Origin of the sequence: Bradyrhizobium sp. 604_D8_N2_3 (genome assembly GCF_051810765.1) — a bacterium.
GTDB lineage: Bacteria > Pseudomonadota > Alphaproteobacteria > Rhizobiales > Xanthobacteraceae > Bradyrhizobium > Bradyrhizobium barranii.
The window spans coordinates 4,475,618-4,493,614 of sequence record NZ_JBPWPM010000001.1; the positions used below are offsets into that span (position 1 = coordinate 4,475,618).

Consider the following 17,997-nt stretch of genomic DNA (forward strand, 5'->3'; position numbering starts at 1 on the left):
CCTCGGATCGATTTCGGTGATCCCGAATAAAATTTGACTCGTCGGGCAAAACAGGGGCACTATGGCATGGTGGCGCCGGTGCGACGGAGAGGTGCTTCGCCGGGGCCGCGGGGCGACATGCCGAAAAAACCGAAAAGCGAAGCGACAAGAAAACCGCAAAGAAAACTGAAGACCTACCGGACCTCGCTCGGCTTCTACGACCAGGCGGTCGCCGCACCCTCGATGAAGGCGGCGCTGGAGGCCTGGGGCGCCAGCTCCAACCTCTTCCATCAGGGCGCCGCGAAGGAGACCGACGACCCCGACATCGTCGCGGCGACCATGGCAAGCCCGGGCGTCGTGCTCCGGCGCCCGGTCGGCTCCGGCGGCCCGTTCACCGTGAGCGCCGCGCTGCCGACCGATCTCGCCGACGATGAGGCCAAGCGAAAACCCAAACCCAACTCCAAGCCCGAGTCCAAATCCAAGTCGAAGCAGCGTCCGGCCGAGGGCGTAACAAAACAGTCACGCAAGATTGACGATCAAGACGCGCGCAAAGCCGCCGCGGCGTTCGAGAAGGAAGAGCGGCGGCGAGACGCCGAGCGACGCAAGGAAGAGGTCGCCCTCGCCAAGGAGCGCGCGCGCCGCGACAAGGCGGTCGCCACGGCCCAGGCGGCGCTGGACGCGGCGAGGCGGGAGCACGCCGCGAAGGCGGAGGCGATCGAAGCCGAGCGGGCTGTGCTCGACGAACGCGCCGAGGCCGAGCAGGGCCGGTGGGACAAGCAAAGGAAAAAGCTGGAGGAGGCTCTGCGCCGCGCGCGCACGTAGCGCGAGCGAATTTAGCTTGCCTTGCCTTGCGTCCTTTTGCACTCTTCCAGGGAAGGAGACCAACGCATGAAGATCATCACCGCCGCGTGTGCGCTCGGAACGGCCCTGGTGCTGTGCAACCTCGGGATATCGGGCGCTGAGGCCCGGACGCGGAAGGCCCAAGTGGTTCGCGAACCACAGCAGAGGCTTATCGTCACGGCGCCCGTGCTCAGGCCGACGCCGTGGGATTACTACATTGTTCCACGATATCGTTATCGCCCTGAAGACGACCGGGTCGATCCGAACGGCCCGCCCTATGTGTCGTCATGGGTCCGCTATGAGGGATGGCGGTGGCCGTACTGGTGGTAAAGGCCGCCGACGGACGCGGAGCGGAATAGACGAGAAGCGAAGCCCATCGATAGCTGTCGCGGCACGATGGGTTTCGCAAGCGCTCCTCCCATCCTACGTGCTGCTCCTCGAGGCATCCCCGAGACGTGCTATGCTCCTGGGCGGGAGGAATCAGCATGAGAGTCCCTACCGCGATACTCGCCCTGCTTCTTTCGAGCCCGGCCGCCGCCCAGGAGTGCCAGACATGCTCAATGGCCGACGCCTGCATGAAGGAGTACCTCAAGGCGACGTCGGAGGCCCAAAGGGCCACGAAGCAAGCAATCCGGGACTGGAAGCAGAATCTGGACCGAAAGGCCTCCGCCGAATTGTCCAGCAGAGGCATACTCGCATTGCAGGACGCGATGGAAGCGCAGGTTCGTTCGGAGCTGGAGCGGCTGAAGGAGTGCCTGGCGAAGATCAGGTAGGGCGCAAGCGCGCGGCGGAAAGCACCCGCATATAGGGACGGGTTGAGCCTTTGCCAAAACGCATGATCTTCGTGGCTGGCAAGGCACTGGTTGCGCCTTCTTCGCGGCAAGCCTCGCATAAGCGAGCGTTGGGAAAGCGATGAGTGTTGGAAGGATATCAACGCGCCTCAAAGCGCCGGCCAGCCCGCTGAAGCGCGCGCCCTCGCGACCATGAATGTCTAGGCTGGTGCGCTTCGCGCAGCCGCAGGCAAACCCACCCTACGGGTCATCCGCCGATAGTCGCAGGAACTGCCGCTTCATCGCGTTGACCCTGGCGATATAGCTTGCAACCGAGTGATCGCCGCAGCGTTCGTCGGCGATCATCTGAAACTTGCGGCGCGCGTAGGCTGTGGCGGGACCGGCGCCGCAGAGATGGATGAAGGCGGCCAGATCCTGCTTCTGCTCGCGGCTTGCCTTCACATCGCCCGCGCGGGCGAGAACGTCAGCCACGTTGCGGTCGAGATACACCGATGCCAGCTCGATGGCGTGGCTCGGGATCGCGCGGGTGTAGAGGCCCTTGAACCCGCAGCCGGTCTCCGTGACCGCGTTGCCGCGGACACAGAACCGTGCGGCGTCGGCGAAAGCCGGATCGGTCATCTGGTAGAGGCCGACGGCGCTGGAGGCGGGCCGGTAGATCGCGAGCGGATTGAGGCTCAATCGCCAGCGCCAGTAGGTACGCGCCACCGGATTGCCCGAACTCTCGACTTGTGCCAGCGCCGCCAGCAATTCGGGCGTGATCGTCGCGGTGGAAAAGCTTCGGAACAGCGGCCCGTATTGCCGCCAGTTCTCGGCCGGCTCCTTGTCGAGCGCGTTGCCGACAAGGACGAACAGCTCGGTCGGCTTGCGGATGACGTGATAGACGATGTTCACAAACGCTGCGACCGCAAGCAGGATCGCCACGCTGCCTGCGATCCGAACCATCCGCGGTGCGCGCGCGAACCTCTTTCGCATCCACCGGGCGCCTCGCCGGACGCTGCGAAGGCGGGGGAGGAGGCGTTTGCTTTTTCGTGGCATGGGTCTGGTGGGAGCGCGTGGATGAGTTGACGCTTTGCGAAATCCATCACCTGACGGGGTCGATGGGGATAGACTCGCTCCACCCATCCTATGGATCGTGTGGGGGTATCACTGCAACGATTCGTCCCTGTCCTCTGAGAGTTGGGTGCACCGTCACCGCAATTCGAACCGCAACTATGAGAGGTTGAGCGTTGATGACATCCATCATCGCTGCGTGCCGCGGCGGCAACTGCACAAAAATGGCAAAGCTGCGATTGTCAACGACATATCTGATTAGAAGGTCGCTTATCCACGTAATACACTCAGCGCCGTTTGGGGTACGGGGAGCGTATTGGGAGGGTCAATCATGGCAAGTGTCGAACAATTGCGCAGACGTGAAGGCGTAAACTTGGTCCAGCTCGAGGCGGACATTGCATCGGTGCGCACGGGAAGCTCGATTGCTTCAATTGCGCTGCCCGATTACGTCGAGCACACCGAGGGGGTCACGCGCGTGGGCGCGCTCAGTGCAGAGGCGGTCATTCGTGACTATGAGTCCGCTGCGAAAGAGATCGAGGCCATGGGCGCCGAGCTGATCGATGCCGCGCGAAAATGCGAGGCGCTGACAGCCCAGGTCCATGATGCGATCGCCTTCATGCGCGAGACGGCAGCGGGGTATCGCGACGAGGGGCGGAAGATCTTCAAGCGCATCGAGGAATGCGCGCTCTTCACGGAAGACGTCCGCAAGACGTGCGAGCAGGTCAAGCGCAGGATGAAGGACGTCTCGGTCGGCGAGTACTGCAGCGAGGAGCTTGCGACGGAAGAGCTCGAGCCGACCGGGATCGCAGCCACGGTGTCGGTGTGCGAGGTACGGTGAGGCGGGCGTAGAGCGTCGTTCGCAGGATGGGGTGAGCGCTCGCGCGCCCCATCCTGCGGGCTGGGCTTCAAAGCCAATCGCGCGTCGACGGGAAACAAGCCCGTTTGCGAGAGTCCCAGACGTAATCTGAACCGCCGCAAGGCGGACGCGCACGCGACGTGGCCGGACATTGATTCCAGACCCGCGCACCCGTTGCCCAGCCATCGACCACGCACGCGCCGGAAACGGTGGCGTGGCAACCGGTGCCGCAGCCGTCTGCGGCGCTGGCCGCGCAGACTGCAAACAGAAGCATCATTGGGGTCAACAGGACGCGTGAAAGGTGCCTGGTCATGGGCTTGCTCCTTCATGCCGAGGCCCGTCGTGACGTCGCACAGATCTGGCCGAGGGCCTGCCGGCCGATCACCGCGCAGCATAGCATCAAGGTTCTTGGCACCAAGGCTCTTGGCACCAAGCCTCTTGGCCGAGAACGCTGACGGCTCACCAATCCGGATCGTAGGGGTCGGCCATATAGGGCGGGGGCATCCAGCGTCCTCGCGGCGGCGGTGGCCTGGGCCGCCGGGGGGCGGTCGCTTGCACGTGCGGCCGTGCAGGCGCAGCCGTCTCGTTGCTCGTCGCGCTCCGCACGACCGGTTTCGCGGGTGCAGGCGCGGCTGACGTCGTCAGTTGCGTTTGCAGCGCCTGGACCTGTGCGGCGAGGCGCGCATTGTCCGCGGCATCCTTCTCCTGCGCCGCCTTGAGCTGTTGAATGGTGTCGGCCTGCTCGCGCAGCGTCTGCTCGTTGCGGCTTTTCAGTTGCTCGAGCTTTCCGTTGATGCTCGCAAGCTCGCTGGTGATGGTCTTGAGCGATTGCGCGAGATCGGACGATGACGGATCAGGCGCCGTGGCGCCGGTTCTTGGCGCGTCAGGTCTTGCAGCGTCAGGTTTTGGAGCCCCAGCTCTTGGAGCGTCAGTTCTTGGAGCGCTTTCCGTTTCCTTGCCGAGCGGCGGCGCGGGCACCGGACTGGGCCCATCCGCAGCAGCCAGTTGCACGGCCGGCGGTTGCGCCGGACTTTCGACCACGGACGCTCGCGCGGGTTCGCTCGCGGCCGGCGGAGCCCATCGCGCCATGATGGACCTGGTCATCGACTTGGCCTCATCGCGATATTGCGAAGCGAAGGCGGCGCCGAGAAGGCCGATCGCCAACACGAGGCCAACCAGGGCACGCAGCATGGTCCGATCTCCCTTCAGGCCTTGATTGCCCACCTTGCTAACCGGTGCCGGCACCTTGTCCTTGGGACCCTCGGCTGCCTTCGCTCCGGCGCTGGCCTGCGAGGTCCGCGGGGCTTCGTTGCCGCGTTCCATTCCGGAAACCAGCCGGTCCAGCCGCGCAAGGTCTTGCTCTGCGCTCTTGATCTGGTCATAGGCCCGCGCCAGCCCGCCATCGGCGCGCACCTCATCCGGCTTGGCGGCCTCAGGCTTTTGGGCCTCAGGCTTGTCGGTATCAGGCTTGGGGTCGTTCGCTTCAGGCACCGATGCGCGCTCCATCCAGTCGGGCGTCAATGGGAGTGCGGCAGTCCGATCGTCGGAAGGATAGGCCTCACCGTTGTCCAACACAACGCGCGAGCGAAGGAGAAATTATGGCGGGCTACGGTTGCTGAAGCAGCCGGGCGCTGCTCCCCGGGGCATCCCTGCGACGTGCTGTGCTATCGCGGGAGGAAGCGCCATGAGGGTCTCCACCGCGACACTCGCTCTGCTTCTTTCAGGTCCGGCCGCGGCCCCAGGAGTGCCAGACATGCTCAATGGCCGACGCCTGCATGATGGAGTACGTTAAGACGACGTCGGAGGCCCAAAAGGCCACCAAGCAAGCCATCCGGGATTGGAAGCAGAATCTGGACAGAAAGGCCTCCGCAGAATTGTCCAGCAGGGGCATACTCGCATTGCAAGACGCCATGGAGGCGCAGGTTCGTACGGAGCTGGAGCGCCTGAAGGAGTCCCGGCGAAGATCAGGTAGGGAGGGGCGCAAAGGAGGATCCAATGAAATCGCTTCTGCTGCTCACGGCGAGCGGTCCGCTGCTCATTCTCACCTCGCACCAGTCCCTGGACGACCAGAAGCTCCTTGGGGTGCTCAGGCAAAAAGGCATCGGCAAGTTCGTCGCGTTCGAGGTTCCCTTGTCGCTCGCCAGAGAGCGCTACGGCGGGCACTTTCACGCGGTCGAAAGCAATCTGCACGAGACCGATGATTTGAGAGTGCTCGACTTCAACGGCCAGCGGGTCTTTCAGCTCTTTCATTTCGAAGAGCTCGGTTCTCCGATCCTGGTAGAGCGGTCGTGATCCGGCTTTATTCGGCGGCGAAAGGGGATGTGTTGAGCAGGGCTGTTCCGAAGAGACGCCGATTGAGGTACGGTGGAAGCCTGGACCCGTGGAGTCTGCCATGACGTCATATACTGTCGGGTTGAAGCTCGGGGTGCGTGCCAAGGTGCTCACGATCGAAGCCGAGGACGCATTGGTCGCGGCGCTGAAGATCAAGCTCGAGAACCCCGAGGCACTCGTCACCTACGTTCGCAAGTCAAATCGGCGCGGCGATCGTCGCCACCCGCACGAAGTGCAGCGGGCCAAGACAACCGGCTAAAGCGCGATGAGATTGGGATGAATCGTCATCGCGCTTTAGGTTGTTGTTTGAGCATGATCTTTTCGGAAAACCGCTTCGCACTTTTCCGGATCATGCGTTAGCCGATGCCGAGACCGCGGCAGGTAGCCCGGATTTCGCTTCCGCCTTCGCTCTTCGAGCTACGGCGGACAAGTCGCTCCATCCGGGCTACGCTCGCTCCCCCCGCGGCGTCGGAATACGCAGTTGTCGTTAGTGACGTGTCGCGCGGATTTCGAGCGTCGTCTGGGTGAGCTTGGCCACGAACCCCTCAAAATGCATGACCCTTTGTCTGGTCAATTGTCCATGCAACTCGGCGATCTTCTGGGATTCGGCGATCAACGATCCGCACACCTGTTTCGCGTACTCCATCTGAAGCTCAAAGGCCTCGACGGGTGAGCGCGCCGCCGCGAGCTTTCCCAGGAAGTTCCAGGCGTGCTCAAGCGACGTCCTCGTGTAGTCGCTGTAGGCATCGGCAATCGCCTGCGGGCTGGCCTGGGAGGGTTCCACCGGTGCGACGGGCGCGCTTGCAGCGATCTCCATCCCGGAAGCCTCGCCTGGCAAGGCTGCAGCCGAGGGTACCTGAGCACTGATCTCTCGGCTCGTCTCTTGCCTTATCTCTTGCTCGGCCTCTTGCCTGTTCTCTTGCTTGTTCTCTTGCTTAGTCTCTTGGCTGATCTCCGCCGAGGCATCCGGCAGTTGATGGGCTGCAGCTGCGTGTTGCTCGCCGGCCCTGGTCCGTTGCCCGGCCTTCTTCTTCGCGCCGCGCCGGCCGGATTTTCCCGTTGTCTTATTTTCGCCCGCACTCAACATTGCAAATGACTCCTGAATATCGCTGAAGCCGCAAGCCTCCGTCGTGTTTGCGCTGAAATCGCGATTGCGGGTTGTCGCTTGCGTGGCGGCCATGTGGTGAGATTTTGCCGGGCACCGGCCAGGCGCAATTCGCGGGTGACGGCCTGGACTGCTTCGCAGAGCCTGTCATCGGGCCGCGCTCCGCGCGGACCCGGCGGCTCGCAATGACGGGCGTCCTGGTCCTCGCGCGTTCGTCGTCACCCGAACAGGGCGACATAGACCACGTAGAGCCAGCCCAAGATGCCGTGGATGATCGCCCACAGGATCGAATGATTGTTGGTGTAGGAGATTGCGATGGCGAGTGCGGAGCCAAAACCCACGCCGTATTTGGCGCCCTCGACCCGAACCCCGTAGTAGCGATTGCCGTTCATGGCGGTCCTTCCTGCGGGCCACGCTTGCTCATCACGCCTTATAAAAGTCTTCCGCCGATTGTGAAATGGCACACAGACGGCAGCCCTCGGGTCTGCTTCTTTAGCACCGACACTATACCCTCGTGCGCTTGCTCGGCGATGCGCACCGGCGGGTCGGCATTTGGCAATTTCGGGATGATCGCTATGGGCGTTTTCAATCGCACGGCCATGCTTTGCAGCTCTTTCATCGTGTCCACCATGAGCGGGTGAACCGAGAGATTTCGCGTGCGCGCAACGGCGCGTGCAGGGATTTTCTTGAGGCCCCGCCGGTGACGGACGGGGCCTTTCCATTTTTCATGTCAGCCCACGACTGCCCGGCGGTGCCTTCGCGAAGAAGGATGCAGGGTCATGTGGGAGTATTTTGGACCCGATTTCGCTTTTGACGTGGTGAAGGGATTTGTCGCCGGCGTTGCCTCCATGGCGTTTCAGGTCGTGGCGCCGCGGGCGTTTCATGCCGCGAAGCGATTTCGCGAGCACTGGGTTGCCAGAAAAGACGCAAGGCAAGCGGCAAGGCAATCACGCCGCAACGCTCCGGCGAATGATGAGCCGTGAGGTCTCTGGGCGAAGCGAAACCCATCAACAGTCGTCGTGGATTGATGGGTTTCGCAAGTGCTCTACCCATCCTACGGACAAGCTAACCGCCGTCATCCGCCGCCAGGCGCTGAAATTGCCGCTTCATCGCATCGACCCCAGAGATATAGCTTGCGACGAGATGATCGCCGCAGCGCTCGCCGGCCGTCAGCTGAAAGTGGCGGCGTGCGTAGGCCGTGGCGGGACCGGCGCCGCAGAGATGGATGAAGGCGGCCAGATCCTGCTTCTGCTCGCGGCTTGCCTTCACATCGCCCGCGCGGGCGAGAACGTCGGCCACATTGCGGTCCAGATACACCGATGCCAGCTCGATGGCGTGGCTCGGGATCGCGCGGGTGTAGAGGAAGGTCGACCCGCAGCCGGTCTCCGTGACCGCGTTGCCGCGGACACAGAACCGTGCGGCGTCGCTGAGGGCCGGATCGGTCATCTGGTAGAGGCCGACGGCGCTGGAGGCGGGCCGGTAAATCGCGAGCGGATTGAGGCTCCATCGCCAGCGCCAATAGGTGCGCGCCACCGGATTGCCAGAGCTCTCGACCTGCGCCAGCGCGGCCAGCAATTCGGGCGCGATCGTCGCGGTGGAATAGGTGCGGAAGAGGGGGCCGTATTGGCGCCAGATCTCGGCGGGGTCCTTGTCGAGGGAGTGGCCGACGAAGGCGAAGAGCTCGGTTGGTTTGCGGATGATTTGATAGGCGATGTCGAGGAGGGCGAGGGCCGCAAGCAAGACTGCTACGCTGAGCGCGATCCGGACGATCCGCGGTGCGTGGGCGAACGCCTTTCGCATCCGCCGAGCGCCTCTTCGGAGGTTGCGAAAGCGAGGGAGGAGGTGGGTGCGTTTTCCTGGCATTGCGCTTGCGCAGCACTGTCACTGCAATTCAAGCTGTGATCTCAAGACGCTGTGATCTCAAGATCTGGAGCCCGCCATCAATAGCGGCCGCCGTTGCCCTTTTGCTGCGTGATCCAGTCCGACAATGTTTTCGGTGTCAATCCCGCAGTCCGGCCCGGTGATGCCTTCGGATTGTCGCGAACGCCTTTCGTCGGACGGGTGCGCGGCGCTTCCGTTCCGTTGACGCTCTTCAAGGTAGCCGTCGATGCCTCTGCGGCTTCCTTCTCGAGGCGCAGCTTTTTCAATCGCGCCATCTTGATGCGCTCGGCGTCGACTCCGGGTCCTTCGGACAGCAGGGGCCTGTGTTGAGCAAGCTCCGCCGGGACGATGACACCGATAATGGTTGTCTCGCCGAGCGCCTTGCAGGCTTCGAGCCGATGCAGTCCCTCGACCAGAACGAGGCGGTCTCCGTCGGGCCGAACGAAAATGGGGGCCTGCTGTCCGATGTCCAGAATACTTTCCGCGATCTCCCCGACGATCTCGGGCTTGATGGCCTTCTTCATTTTCGTGGGAACGAAAATCTTCTCGATCGGGAAGCTCTCCGGTGTGGGCATAACTCGACTCCGCTTCTACCGGGCCCGTCGGAACCCATGCCGGTGGTGTCGGGAGTTTAGGAGGGAAGGGCTCGACCGCAAAGGCAATTTCGGTGGCAGGGTATTGAAGAGCATCGAAGCCGGAACAGATCTGCGATTGCGGCGACAGTGCACTTAATTGACGCTGCTCAGCCGAAGCCGCAGATCGTCAGCATAGAGCGAGTGAATTTAGCGCACTGTCACCGTAACTGTGGTAGAGGCCGACGGCGCTGGAGGCGGGCCGGTAAATCGCGAGGGGATTGAGGCTCAATCGCCAGCGCCAGTAGGTGCGCGCCACCGGATTGCCTGAACTCTCGACCTGTGCCAGCGCGGCCAGCAATTCAGGCGTGATCGTAGCGGTGGAATGCTTGCGGAAGAGCGGCCCGTATTGCCGCCAATTCTCGGCCGGGTCCTTGTCGAGGGCGTTGCCGACAAAGAAGGACAGCTCGGTCGGCTTGCGGATCACGTGATAGACGATGTTCACCAGCGCGATGGCCACAAGCAGCATCGCCACGCCGCCCGCGATCCGAGCCATCCGCGGTGCTCGCGCAAACGTCTTTCGCACCCACCGAGCGTGCCGCCGGACGCTACGGAGGCGAGGGAGGAGGGGCTTGCTTTTTCTTGGCATGGGACTTGTGGGAGCAGGTAGGGTGGGGTGAGCCCTTGCGAAACCCATCACCCGGCGGAGTTGATGGGTATAGCTCCACCGATCCTGCGCGCCGTGCGTGGATATCGCTACAACGGTTCGTTCCTGAGAGTTGAGTGCACTGTCACCGCAGTTCGCAGCAACTTGCTAGCGCTCACAAAGCTACATGTTCTCCGCGACGGGGCGCTTGTCGATTTTTTTGTAGGCTTCGCTCAGTACCTCAATGATCTTTTCTCCGCGAGCAATTGCGCCCTGACGATGCCCCGGTCCACTAACGGCCATCGACATGGACATGATCGGCGAGAAATCACCCTTGATGAGATCGCTATATTCTCCATTGACGTATCTAGAGTCAGTCACCGCTCCGAAGAGGTCGTTGGCAATAGGATACTTGGCGTTCGGGTTGTGGAATAGGTTGGCTTCCTGCCCCCATGTTTCGACTGGCGTGTCTGGATCACCAACAATATAAGCAAACGGAAGCGGGGCGTTGGCGTTCGGGTCGAAGTCAAACATCGATCCGAAGCGGAGATACGTCATATCTTCGTCTGGATAGGGACCGCTTAGCGCCATTCTAGAAAATTTTGCAACCGTTCCAGCGTTTGTCCAAAGTACTGCAGAGACATTTTCAGCGTCGGGCTGATTGAAAAAGCCGGAGGGGATCACCCGACCGTCGTGAGTATGTTCGTGTACTTGCTCCGTCTTGATTACCAAGTTGCCGGATTCGTCCCAAGTTGGTGTTTGCTCGATCCCGTAGAGATAACGCACTACCGGGGCATTCGAGAAGCCTAGAGCGCCGTGTTCGTGAAAAGTCTGAATGGCAAGAACAAAAGGATTTCCGATTACGTGCGGTAACTCCCAATAGGCCTTTGGATCCTTTTTCTTGTTGAGTCGGTGCCGCAGTTTGTTCCTCAGCGCACCAGCGATCCTTATGGGTACTTCATTTTCTTGGCGTGCTTTGAGCCCTTCTAAGTCTCGGTCTTTATCGTTGATCGGCTTATAGACGTGAAGGGCGCCCTTACCATCATCCGTAGGGTTCGCGGTAGTGCATTCGATAGCGAGTTGTACGCCGTTCTTCGCGACGCAAAAATCGGGCTGGGGTTCCGCAGCATTGAATGCGAACCCCTCTGAGTGAAGCAGCTCGCTCACGTACAATTCGAAAGTGCGGGTGTTGAAGCCCGTTGTCTGGAATTGCTCAACGAAATTGCCGTCTTTTTCAATGAATCTCGCAAAAGAATCATTCATCATCTGACGGGTCGATTTGTGTCGCGCCGACGTTTTCAAAAATTGGAAGGACGGGTGCAGCTGCGACTTTGGTCGCTTGCCGCCGAAGAGACTCGTTTCGCTTGCCATGCTTTTTCCTCGCCCTAGCCCGTAGCCCGTAGGATGGGTTGAGCTCTCGCGAAACCCATCGTTTTTGCGTCATGATTGATGCGTATCGCTTCGATGCTCATCTACGCTTGTTCACGCATTCAAGCAGTGGACGACGAAGTCAGCCAAAGTGTCCCATAGCGCCGTCAAATGTTCCGGAGATGGAGCGAAATTTGGTGAGTGTACATATCGGTTTAAGGTGTCGCTGGAAACCAAGCCGTCGTACTGAGGAAATTTCTGAAATAAGTCTAAGTATTTCTTGTCGATCTTTCCCTTCGCAAAAAGGTCGTCTGCTATCCGCACGGCTTTCTTTGCCAAGGAGTCAGTAGGTTTTGCCGTGGGCAATGATGTTTGACTTAAGTAGTTGTCTATGGACAGCTCAAGCAACACGCGGAAGAGAACAGATATAGCATTGGGATGCTCCTTCAGGCGTAAGGTAAACTGAAGTTCCTCCCAGATAGCGCGGTGCCGTTGCAGGCGTCCAGGCCAGGCGATCGGAAAATGCGTGTCTGGAATGAGTGACTGACGATTCTGTCGAGGAGGCGAAGATGGACGAGGGGCGACTTTGGAGGGCTTGGCCGTCTTTATGGAAGTGGGCGGCGATATAGGCAAAGAGTGGCGTGCGGAGGGTAGAACGCCTTCAGCTTCGAGCTTATCGAGATAGTGTCGTTTCCCCTCGACGTCCCACAGATCACCGAGAACAACTTCTTTTTGAGCCAAGTCAGTCGCGATACGGTTCAGTGCGCGCAATACCACAGGCTCTTGATGTGTGAATGTGAAATGCCCCTTCTTGATGCTAAAGCCAACGCGATTGCGAAATACTTCGGCCGACAACAACCGATTCATGGTCGACCAAGGAATTCTGTACTCAAATGCAGGTAGGTCAGAGTTTCTAAGCTGGATTTCGATTTCGCTGGCAACGTTTGTTGTGCCGCCTTTTCCGGTACGATCGATGAAGTTCGATTTCATCCGATCTGTCCATTTGCTCTGTCCTATTCCGGACTGAGATCCTGTGTGACGCCGAAATAGGATTTCGTCTATTCGATCTCTATCTGTCTCGACTTCGCATTCAACCTGAGCGGGCAGGTTTTGACTGCACTGCTGAGCTAGTTCTGTGAAATAGTCTTGCAGTTCAATGGTGGGAGCACGCCGCGGCGCATGAAGTAGCTTCAGGCATGTTGTGCGGCGGTTGCCATCAAATACTAGGTAGTTGCTTCTATCGGGATAGACTAAGGGGGCTTCATAAATTTCCGACGTTTCAGCTATGTCTTTTGCCAAATTCCGCATATGCGTTTCATTCTCGTTGAACAGCCACGCAATAGCGGCGGTCTCATTTTCTAATTCTCCGTGGCGATCGTTCGCGCGATTAATGAGAAGCTGCGTAAGCGGCAATTTCTGATATGGCACTGCTTTCTCCACGCTCAAATCTGCTTATGAGTACGTAAGGATTCTAGACGTCCGAGCATTAGCTTCTTGTACTGTGAATTGCCGCTCGGCCATTCCATATCTATGCCGTCGAGAGAGCCGATGAGGCCGGGCGATACCAAGAAGGGCACGCCGCGTCTGATTAGGCCTGAGACCAGATAGGTGTACGGCTCATGATCTTCGTTGTAATCGATGGCGAATAGCTTCCAACATTGATGAATGAATGGGTCTATCACGCCGTATATGAATTCGATTGCGTCTTTCGACACGTCTTTCTTTGGCGAGGTGAAGTGTTGAATGGAGTTTCTTAGGCGGCCAAACGAGCGATATAGCGCGAGATTTGGGATTTGCACTCCCGTGGCGGCCCAGAGGCGATCTGGCAGTTCTCCGTATTGATAGGTGCGACCATCCTGCAGTAAGTGCTCGAGGGTCAACTTGGTCTTTTGCGTAGGTGGCTTCGGAAGGTGCTCGAAGATCAAGAGGGGATGTTGCTGAGCTATTCTTGCCTTCACCAGGATTTCAGCCGCGTGCGCTGCCTGCAGAACTGATAGTTCTGGCCACGAGTCGTTCTCGAAGCTGTGATAGTTCGCGTGCCAATTCGCGTGAGCTAACGCGCCCAAGCCGAGATGGAGCATGTGCTTGTGCACTGCACGAAGTTGTCTATCCAAGTATCTCAATCCCCAAAGTATTGGGCATAAGAACAAGAACAGCTACTAGTTGCAATTGGAAAAGAAAGGGGGCGGCCTTTTTGGCCGCCCCTCGCAAATGCCCGGAATCAAGCCCGGCTTAGCAATCTTTACGCTCTACCGCCTCACGAACACCCCGTCGTGCTGCCGCACGTATCGCACTTCATGCAGGTGCCATTCCGCACCAGCGTGAAGTTGCCGCACTCTGAGCACATCTCGCCTTCGTAGCCCTTGGCCTTGGCTTCCGCGCGGCGTTCGGCCTTGGAGGGGACCAGGGTCTGCGCGGTGCCGGACTTGCTCCACTGGAGCTGCTCGAGCTTCTCCGTCGGAGAAAGGTCGTGCTGCGCTTCCTGCTTCAGCGCGACCGCGCCTTCCAGGGCATCGCCGACACGGCTTGCGCCGTGGGAGGCGAGGGCCGTGACCTTGGAGCCGCCGGTCGGGGCACTGTCATTGCCCGGGGCGATCGCGGCGGAGCCGCCGCGCATCACGACGAGGTTGTCGGTGCGGGAGCGGGTGAGGCCGCGCGAGACCAGCTTGGTCGCGTGCTGGGTCTCGTCCGGCTCCTTGCCTTCCTCGACGCCCTTGCCGAGCGCGTCGAAGTTCGACTCGGTCGGATCGACATGGGCGAGATCGAAGCGCGACATGTAGCTCACCGCGAGTTCGCGGAAGACGTAGTCGAGGATCGAGGTCGCGTACTTGATGCTGTCGTTGCCCTGCACGGGGCCCGCCGGCTCGAAACGGGTGAAGGTGAAGGCGTCGACATATTCGTCGAGCGGCACGCCGTACTGGAGGCCCAGCGACACCGCGATGGCGAAGTTGTTGATGAAGGAGCGGAGTGCTGCGCCTTCCTTGTGCATGTCGATGAAGATCTCGCCGAGACGGCCGTCATCGTATTCGCCGGTGCGCAAGTAGACCTTGTGGCCACCGACGACCGCCTTCTGGGTGTAGCCCTTGCGGCGATCCGGCATCTTCTCGCGCTCGCGCATCACGATGATGCGCTCGACCAGCTTCTCGACGATCTTTTCCGAGACCTGGGTGGCACGCGCCGCCATCGGCTTCTCGTAGAGGCTCTCGACCGCATCCTCCTCGTCCTCATCGTCGGCGATGAGCTGCGAGTTGAGCGGCTGGGAGAGCTTGGAGCCGTCGCGATAGAGCGCGTTGGCCTTCAGCGCGAGCTTCCACGACAGCATGTAGGCGGACTTGCAGTCCTCCACCGTCGCGTCGTTCGGCATGTTGATGGTCTTGGAGATCGCACCCGAGATGAAGGGCTGCGCCGCCGCCATCATGCGGATGTGGCTCTCGACCGACAGATAGCGCTTGCCGATCTTGCCGCAGGGATTGGCGCAGTCGAACACCGAATAGTGCTCGGCCTTCAGGTGCGGGGCACCTTCCACCGTCATCGCGCCGCAGATGTGGACGTTGGCCGCCTCGATCTCACGCTTGGTGAAGCCGACGGCCTGGAGCAGGTCGAAGCCGGGGGCCGCGATCGCCTCGGCACCGATGCCGAGCTGGTCGCGGATGAAGTCCTCGCCAAAGGTCCACTTGTTGAAGGCGAACTTGATGTCGAAGGCGGTCGGCAGGGCCTTCTCGACCTTGGCGATGGCTTCATCGGTAAAGCCCTTGGCCTTCAGCGTCGAGGCGTTGATGGCCGGCGCGTTGGAAAGCGAGCCGTGGCCGACGGCGTAGGCCTCGATCTCCGCGATCTCGCTCTCGCGATAGCCGAGCGCGCGCAGCGCCGCGGGGACCGCGCGGTTGATGATCTTGAAGTAGCCGCCGCCGGCGAGCTTCTTGAATTTCACCAGCGCGAAGTCGGGCTCGATGCCGGTGGTGTCGCAATCCATGACGAGGCCGATGGTGCCGGTCGGCGCGATCACCGTGGTCTGGGCGTTGCGATAGCCGTGCTTCTCGCCGAGCTCGAGCGCCGCATCCCAGGCGGCCTGGGCACGCGTGACGATGTCAGCCTGCGGGCAGGACACGAGGTCCATCGGCACCGGGTTCACCGAGAGCGCCTCGTAGCCGTTGGACTGGCCGTGGGCGGCGCGGCGGTGATTGCGGATCACGCGCAGCATGTGCGCGGCGTTCTTCTTGTAACCGGGGAAGGTGCCCAGTTCAGCAGCCATCTCCGCCGAGGTCTTGTAGGTGATGCCGGTCATCACAGCGGTGAGGGCGCCGCAGAGCGCGCGGCCTTCCTTGCTGTCATAGGACAGGCCCATGGTCATCAGCAGGCCGCCGATGTTGGCGTAGCCGAGGCCGAGCGTGCGGAACTCGTAGGAGAGTTCGGCGATCGCGCGCGACGGGAACTGCGCCATCATCACGGAGATTTCGAGCACGATGGTCCAGAGCTGGCAGAGGTGCTCGTAGCCGGCGACGTCGAACTGCTTGGTCTCGGTGTTGTAGAAGGTCAGCAGGTTGGCGGAGGCGAGGTTGCACGCCGTGTCGTCCAGGAACATGTATTCCGAGCACGGATTGGACGCGCGGATGTCGCCGGACGCCTTGCAGGTGTGCCAGTCGTTCATGGTGGTGTTGAAGTGCAGGCCCGGGTCGGCCGACGCCCAGGCGGCGTAGCCGATCTTCTCCCAGAGGTCGCGCGCCTTCAGCGTCTTGGTGATCTTCTTGGTGGTGCGTCCGACGAGATTCCAGTCGCCATCCGTTTCCACGGCGCGGAGGAAGTCGTCCTTCAGCGAGACCGAGTTGTTGGAGTTCTGGCCTGATACCGTGAGGTAGGCTTCCGAATCCCAGTCGGTGTCGTAGACGTCGAACTGGATGTCCTTGTAACCCTGCTTGGCGAACTGCATCACGCGCTTGATGTAATTGTCAGGCACGAGGCTGCGGCGCGCGAGCTTGATCTCGCGGCGGAGCGCCGGGTTCTTCTCGGGGTCGAAGCAATCGTCGCCCGAACCTTCGCAGTTCACGCAGGCCTTCAGCACCGCCTTGAGGTGCTTCTGATTGATCTTGGAGCCGGTGACGAGGGCTGCGACCTTCTGCTCCTCCTTCACCTTCCAGTCGATATAGGTCTCGATGTCGGGGTGATCGACGTCGACGACCACCATCTTGGCCGCGCGGCGCGTGGTGCCGCCCGACTTGATCGCGCCGGCTGCCCGGTCGCCGATCTTCAGGAAGCTCATCAGGCCGCTCGAGCGGCCGCCGCCCGAGAGCTTTTCGCCTTCGCCGCGCAGGCGGGAGAAGTTGGAGCCGGTGCCGGAGCCGTATTTGAACAGGCGCGCTTCGCGGACCCAGAGGTCCATGATGCCGCCCTCGTTGACGAGGTCGTCACCGACGCCCTGGATGAAGCAAGCGTGCGGCTGCGGGTGCTCGTAGGCGGACTTGGACTTGGTCAGCTTGCCGGTGAAGGGGTCGACGTAATAGTGGCCCTGGCCGGGGCCGTCGATGCCATAGGCCCAGTGAAGACCAGTGTTGAACCATTGCGGCGAGTTCGGCGCGACCATCTGCATGGCGAGCATGTAGCGGATCTCGTCATAGAAGGTCTGGGCGTCCTCGTCGGAGGAGAAGTAGTTGCCCTTCCAGCCCCAATAGGTCCAGCAGCCGGCGAGCCGATCGAACACCTGCTTGGCCGAGAGCTCGCTGACGAAGCGCTCTTTCTCGGGGAGAGCGGCGAGCGCCTCGGTGTCGGGCACGGAGCGCCACAGGAAGGAGGGGACGGACTCCTCCTCGACCTTCTTTAGGCGCGCGGCGACTCCCGCTTTGCGGAAATACTTCTGGGCGAGCACGTCGGAGGCGACCTGCGACCACTCGGTCGGCACCTCGACGTTCTCAAGCTTGAACACGACCGAGCCGTCGGGATTCCGGATCTCCGACGTGGTCAGCCGGAAATCGATCCCGGCGTAAGGTGACTGTCCCGAAGTGGTGTGGCGCCGCTCAATCCGCATGGTCTTGCCCCGTCCTTTTATCTGCCGGACTGCCTCCGCAAGGCGCCCGGGTCGCTATTTCGGTTCGCGATTCCTCCGAGGGCCTCATCGGCCCAAAGGCTTCGCAGTTCAGCCGGTGGATCCGGCCCAGTTTCTCCCGGCGCGATGGTTCTCATCCGCCGGCATGTCCACACCCATCCGCCCCCAAGGGGATGTGCGCGACATGCGTTCAACGCCCCACACGCCACTTCAACCAATGCCATCCGAGCCTGTTGCCGGCCCGTTCTGGCGCCCGAAAGGTCTGCATTTCGAGGGCAGACAAGCCCTCATCCGCGGCCTTTGGCTGGCTTGGCGGAGTGACGATTTGCGAGACCCTTTGGGGGAGTGCCGGCGGGACGCAAACTCACTCGCGCCGAACGGACCGAAAGCTAGGACTCTCCGTTGCGCCCGTCAAGAACTAGTGCGAGTTCCTGAATCAAATACTAAATATGGTGGATTGCGGGGGATAACAGGGGGCAAGCCCGCGCCTGTTGTTGAGCCAAGTATCAGTGAGTCCTCAGGGATTCCCAACCAAAAAAAT

At 61.1% G+C, this 17,997-nt stretch carries 19 protein-coding genes; 6 read left to right on the top strand and 13 right to left on the bottom strand.

Annotated elements, in window-relative coordinates; all coding sequences use genetic code 11:
* Nucleotides 1-117 precede the first annotated feature (117 nt).
* From AB7245_RS21185 to AB7245_RS21195, 3 genes are all read left to right on the top strand, one after another.
* Nucleotides 118-801 carry a cell envelope biogenesis protein TolA gene (locus AB7245_RS21185; RefSeq protein WP_439034853.1) on the top strand — a complete coding sequence of 228 codons (684 nt, stop codon included), beginning with the start codon at nt 118-120 and terminating at the stop codon, nt 799-801.
* 66 nt (nt 802-867) lie between these two features.
* Complete coding sequence (locus AB7245_RS21190; protein ID WP_071914421.1) at nt 868-1,149, top strand: hypothetical protein; 282 nt, start codon at nt 868-870, stop codon at nt 1,147-1,149.
* Between the two features lie 230 nt (nt 1,150-1,379).
* A complete protein-coding gene (locus tag AB7245_RS21195; RefSeq protein ID WP_354121591.1) occupies nt 1,380-1,592 on the top strand; it encodes a hypothetical protein in 213 nt (70 codons plus the stop codon).
* Nucleotides 1,593-1,850: 258 nt separating this feature from the next.
* On the opposite strand, the gene AB7245_RS21200 is transcribed toward AB7245_RS21195, so the two are convergent.
* Nucleotides 1,851-2,645 (bottom strand): transglycosylase SLT domain-containing protein, encoded by a 795-nt coding sequence (locus AB7245_RS21200; protein WP_439034854.1) that lies wholly within the window; start codon nt 2,643-2,645, stop codon nt 1,851-1,853.
* A 346-nt stretch (nt 2,646-2,991) separates the two neighbouring features.
* Between AB7245_RS21200 and AB7245_RS21205 the strand changes: the two genes are divergently transcribed.
* Complete coding sequence (locus AB7245_RS21205; protein ID WP_063983570.1) at nt 2,992-3,498, top strand: hypothetical protein; 507 nt, start codon at nt 2,992-2,994, stop codon at nt 3,496-3,498.
* Between the two features lie 67 nt (nt 3,499-3,565).
* Here the strand turns inward: AB7245_RS21205 and AB7245_RS21210 are convergent, their stop codons facing one another.
* Nucleotides 3,566-3,829 (bottom strand): GCG_CRPN prefix-to-repeats domain-containing protein, encoded by a 264-nt coding sequence (locus AB7245_RS21210; RefSeq protein WP_071914415.1) that lies wholly within the window; start codon nt 3,827-3,829, stop codon nt 3,566-3,568.
* Between the two features lie 146 nt (nt 3,830-3,975).
* Nucleotides 3,976-5,022 carry a hypothetical protein gene (locus tag AB7245_RS21215; RefSeq protein ID WP_439034855.1) on the bottom strand — a complete coding sequence of 349 codons (1,047 nt, stop codon included), beginning with the start codon at nt 5,020-5,022 and terminating at the stop codon, nt 3,976-3,978.
* Between the two features lie 489 nt (nt 5,023-5,511).
* Between AB7245_RS21215 and AB7245_RS21220 the strand changes: the two genes are divergently transcribed.
* Nucleotides 5,512-5,808, top strand: a complete 297-nt coding sequence (locus AB7245_RS21220) for a hypothetical protein (RefSeq protein ID WP_063983569.1) — start codon at nt 5,512-5,514, stop codon at nt 5,806-5,808.
* 100 nt (nt 5,809-5,908) lie between these two features.
* Nucleotides 5,909-6,106: a hypothetical protein gene (locus AB7245_RS21225; RefSeq protein ID WP_014495617.1), complete on the top strand. Its 198-nt coding sequence runs from the start codon at nt 5,909-5,911 to the stop codon at nt 6,104-6,106.
* Nucleotides 6,107-6,334: 228 nt separating this feature from the next.
* On the opposite strand, the gene AB7245_RS21230 is transcribed toward AB7245_RS21225, so the two are convergent.
* From AB7245_RS21230 to AB7245_RS21275, 10 genes are all read right to left on the bottom strand, one after another.
* Nucleotides 6,335-7,027, bottom strand: coding sequence for a phasin family protein (locus AB7245_RS21230; RefSeq protein WP_439034856.1), 693 nt, complete (start codon nt 7,025-7,027; stop codon nt 6,335-6,337).
* Nucleotides 7,028-7,170: 143 nt separating this feature from the next.
* Complete coding sequence (locus tag AB7245_RS21235) at nt 7,171-7,344, bottom strand: hypothetical protein (protein ID WP_166096372.1); 174 nt, start codon at nt 7,342-7,344, stop codon at nt 7,171-7,173.
* A 38-nt stretch (nt 7,345-7,382) separates the two neighbouring features.
* Nucleotides 7,383-7,571: a hypothetical protein gene (locus tag AB7245_RS21240; RefSeq protein WP_155257768.1), complete on the bottom strand. Its 189-nt coding sequence runs from the start codon at nt 7,569-7,571 to the stop codon at nt 7,383-7,385.
* 446 nt (nt 7,572-8,017) lie between these two features.
* Nucleotides 8,018-8,752, bottom strand: coding sequence for a transglycosylase SLT domain-containing protein (locus AB7245_RS21245; protein WP_439034857.1), 735 nt, complete (start codon nt 8,750-8,752; stop codon nt 8,018-8,020).
* A 140-nt stretch (nt 8,753-8,892) separates the two neighbouring features.
* Nucleotides 8,893-9,408, bottom strand: a complete 516-nt coding sequence (locus AB7245_RS21250) for a ParB N-terminal domain-containing protein (protein ID WP_439034858.1) — start codon at nt 9,406-9,408, stop codon at nt 8,893-8,895.
* A gap of 187 nt (nt 9,409-9,595) precedes the next feature.
* The gene (locus AB7245_RS21255) at nt 9,596-9,961 is read right to left on the bottom strand and encodes a hypothetical protein (protein WP_439034859.1); all 366 of its coding nucleotides are present in this window, start codon (nt 9,959-9,961) and stop codon (nt 9,596-9,598) included.
* 273 nt (nt 9,962-10,234) lie between these two features.
* Entirely contained in the window at nt 10,235-11,422 is a 1,188-nt protein-coding gene (locus AB7245_RS21260; protein ID WP_439034860.1) for a hypothetical protein, read from the bottom strand.
* Nucleotides 11,423-11,533: 111 nt separating this feature from the next.
* Nucleotides 11,534-12,847 carry a hypothetical protein gene (locus tag AB7245_RS21265; protein WP_439034861.1) on the bottom strand — a complete coding sequence of 438 codons (1,314 nt, stop codon included), beginning with the start codon at nt 12,845-12,847 and terminating at the stop codon, nt 11,534-11,536.
* Nucleotides 12,848-12,861: 14 nt separating this feature from the next.
* On the bottom strand, nt 12,862-13,533 hold the full coding sequence (locus AB7245_RS21270; RefSeq protein WP_439034862.1) for a hypothetical protein: 672 nt from the start codon (nt 13,531-13,533) through the stop codon (nt 12,862-12,864).
* A 143-nt stretch (nt 13,534-13,676) separates the two neighbouring features.
* A complete protein-coding gene (locus AB7245_RS21275) occupies nt 13,677-17,438 on the bottom strand; it encodes a vitamin B12-dependent ribonucleotide reductase (protein ID WP_439034863.1) in 3,762 nt (1,253 codons plus the stop codon).
* Between the last annotated feature and the right edge of the window lie 559 nt (nt 17,439-17,997).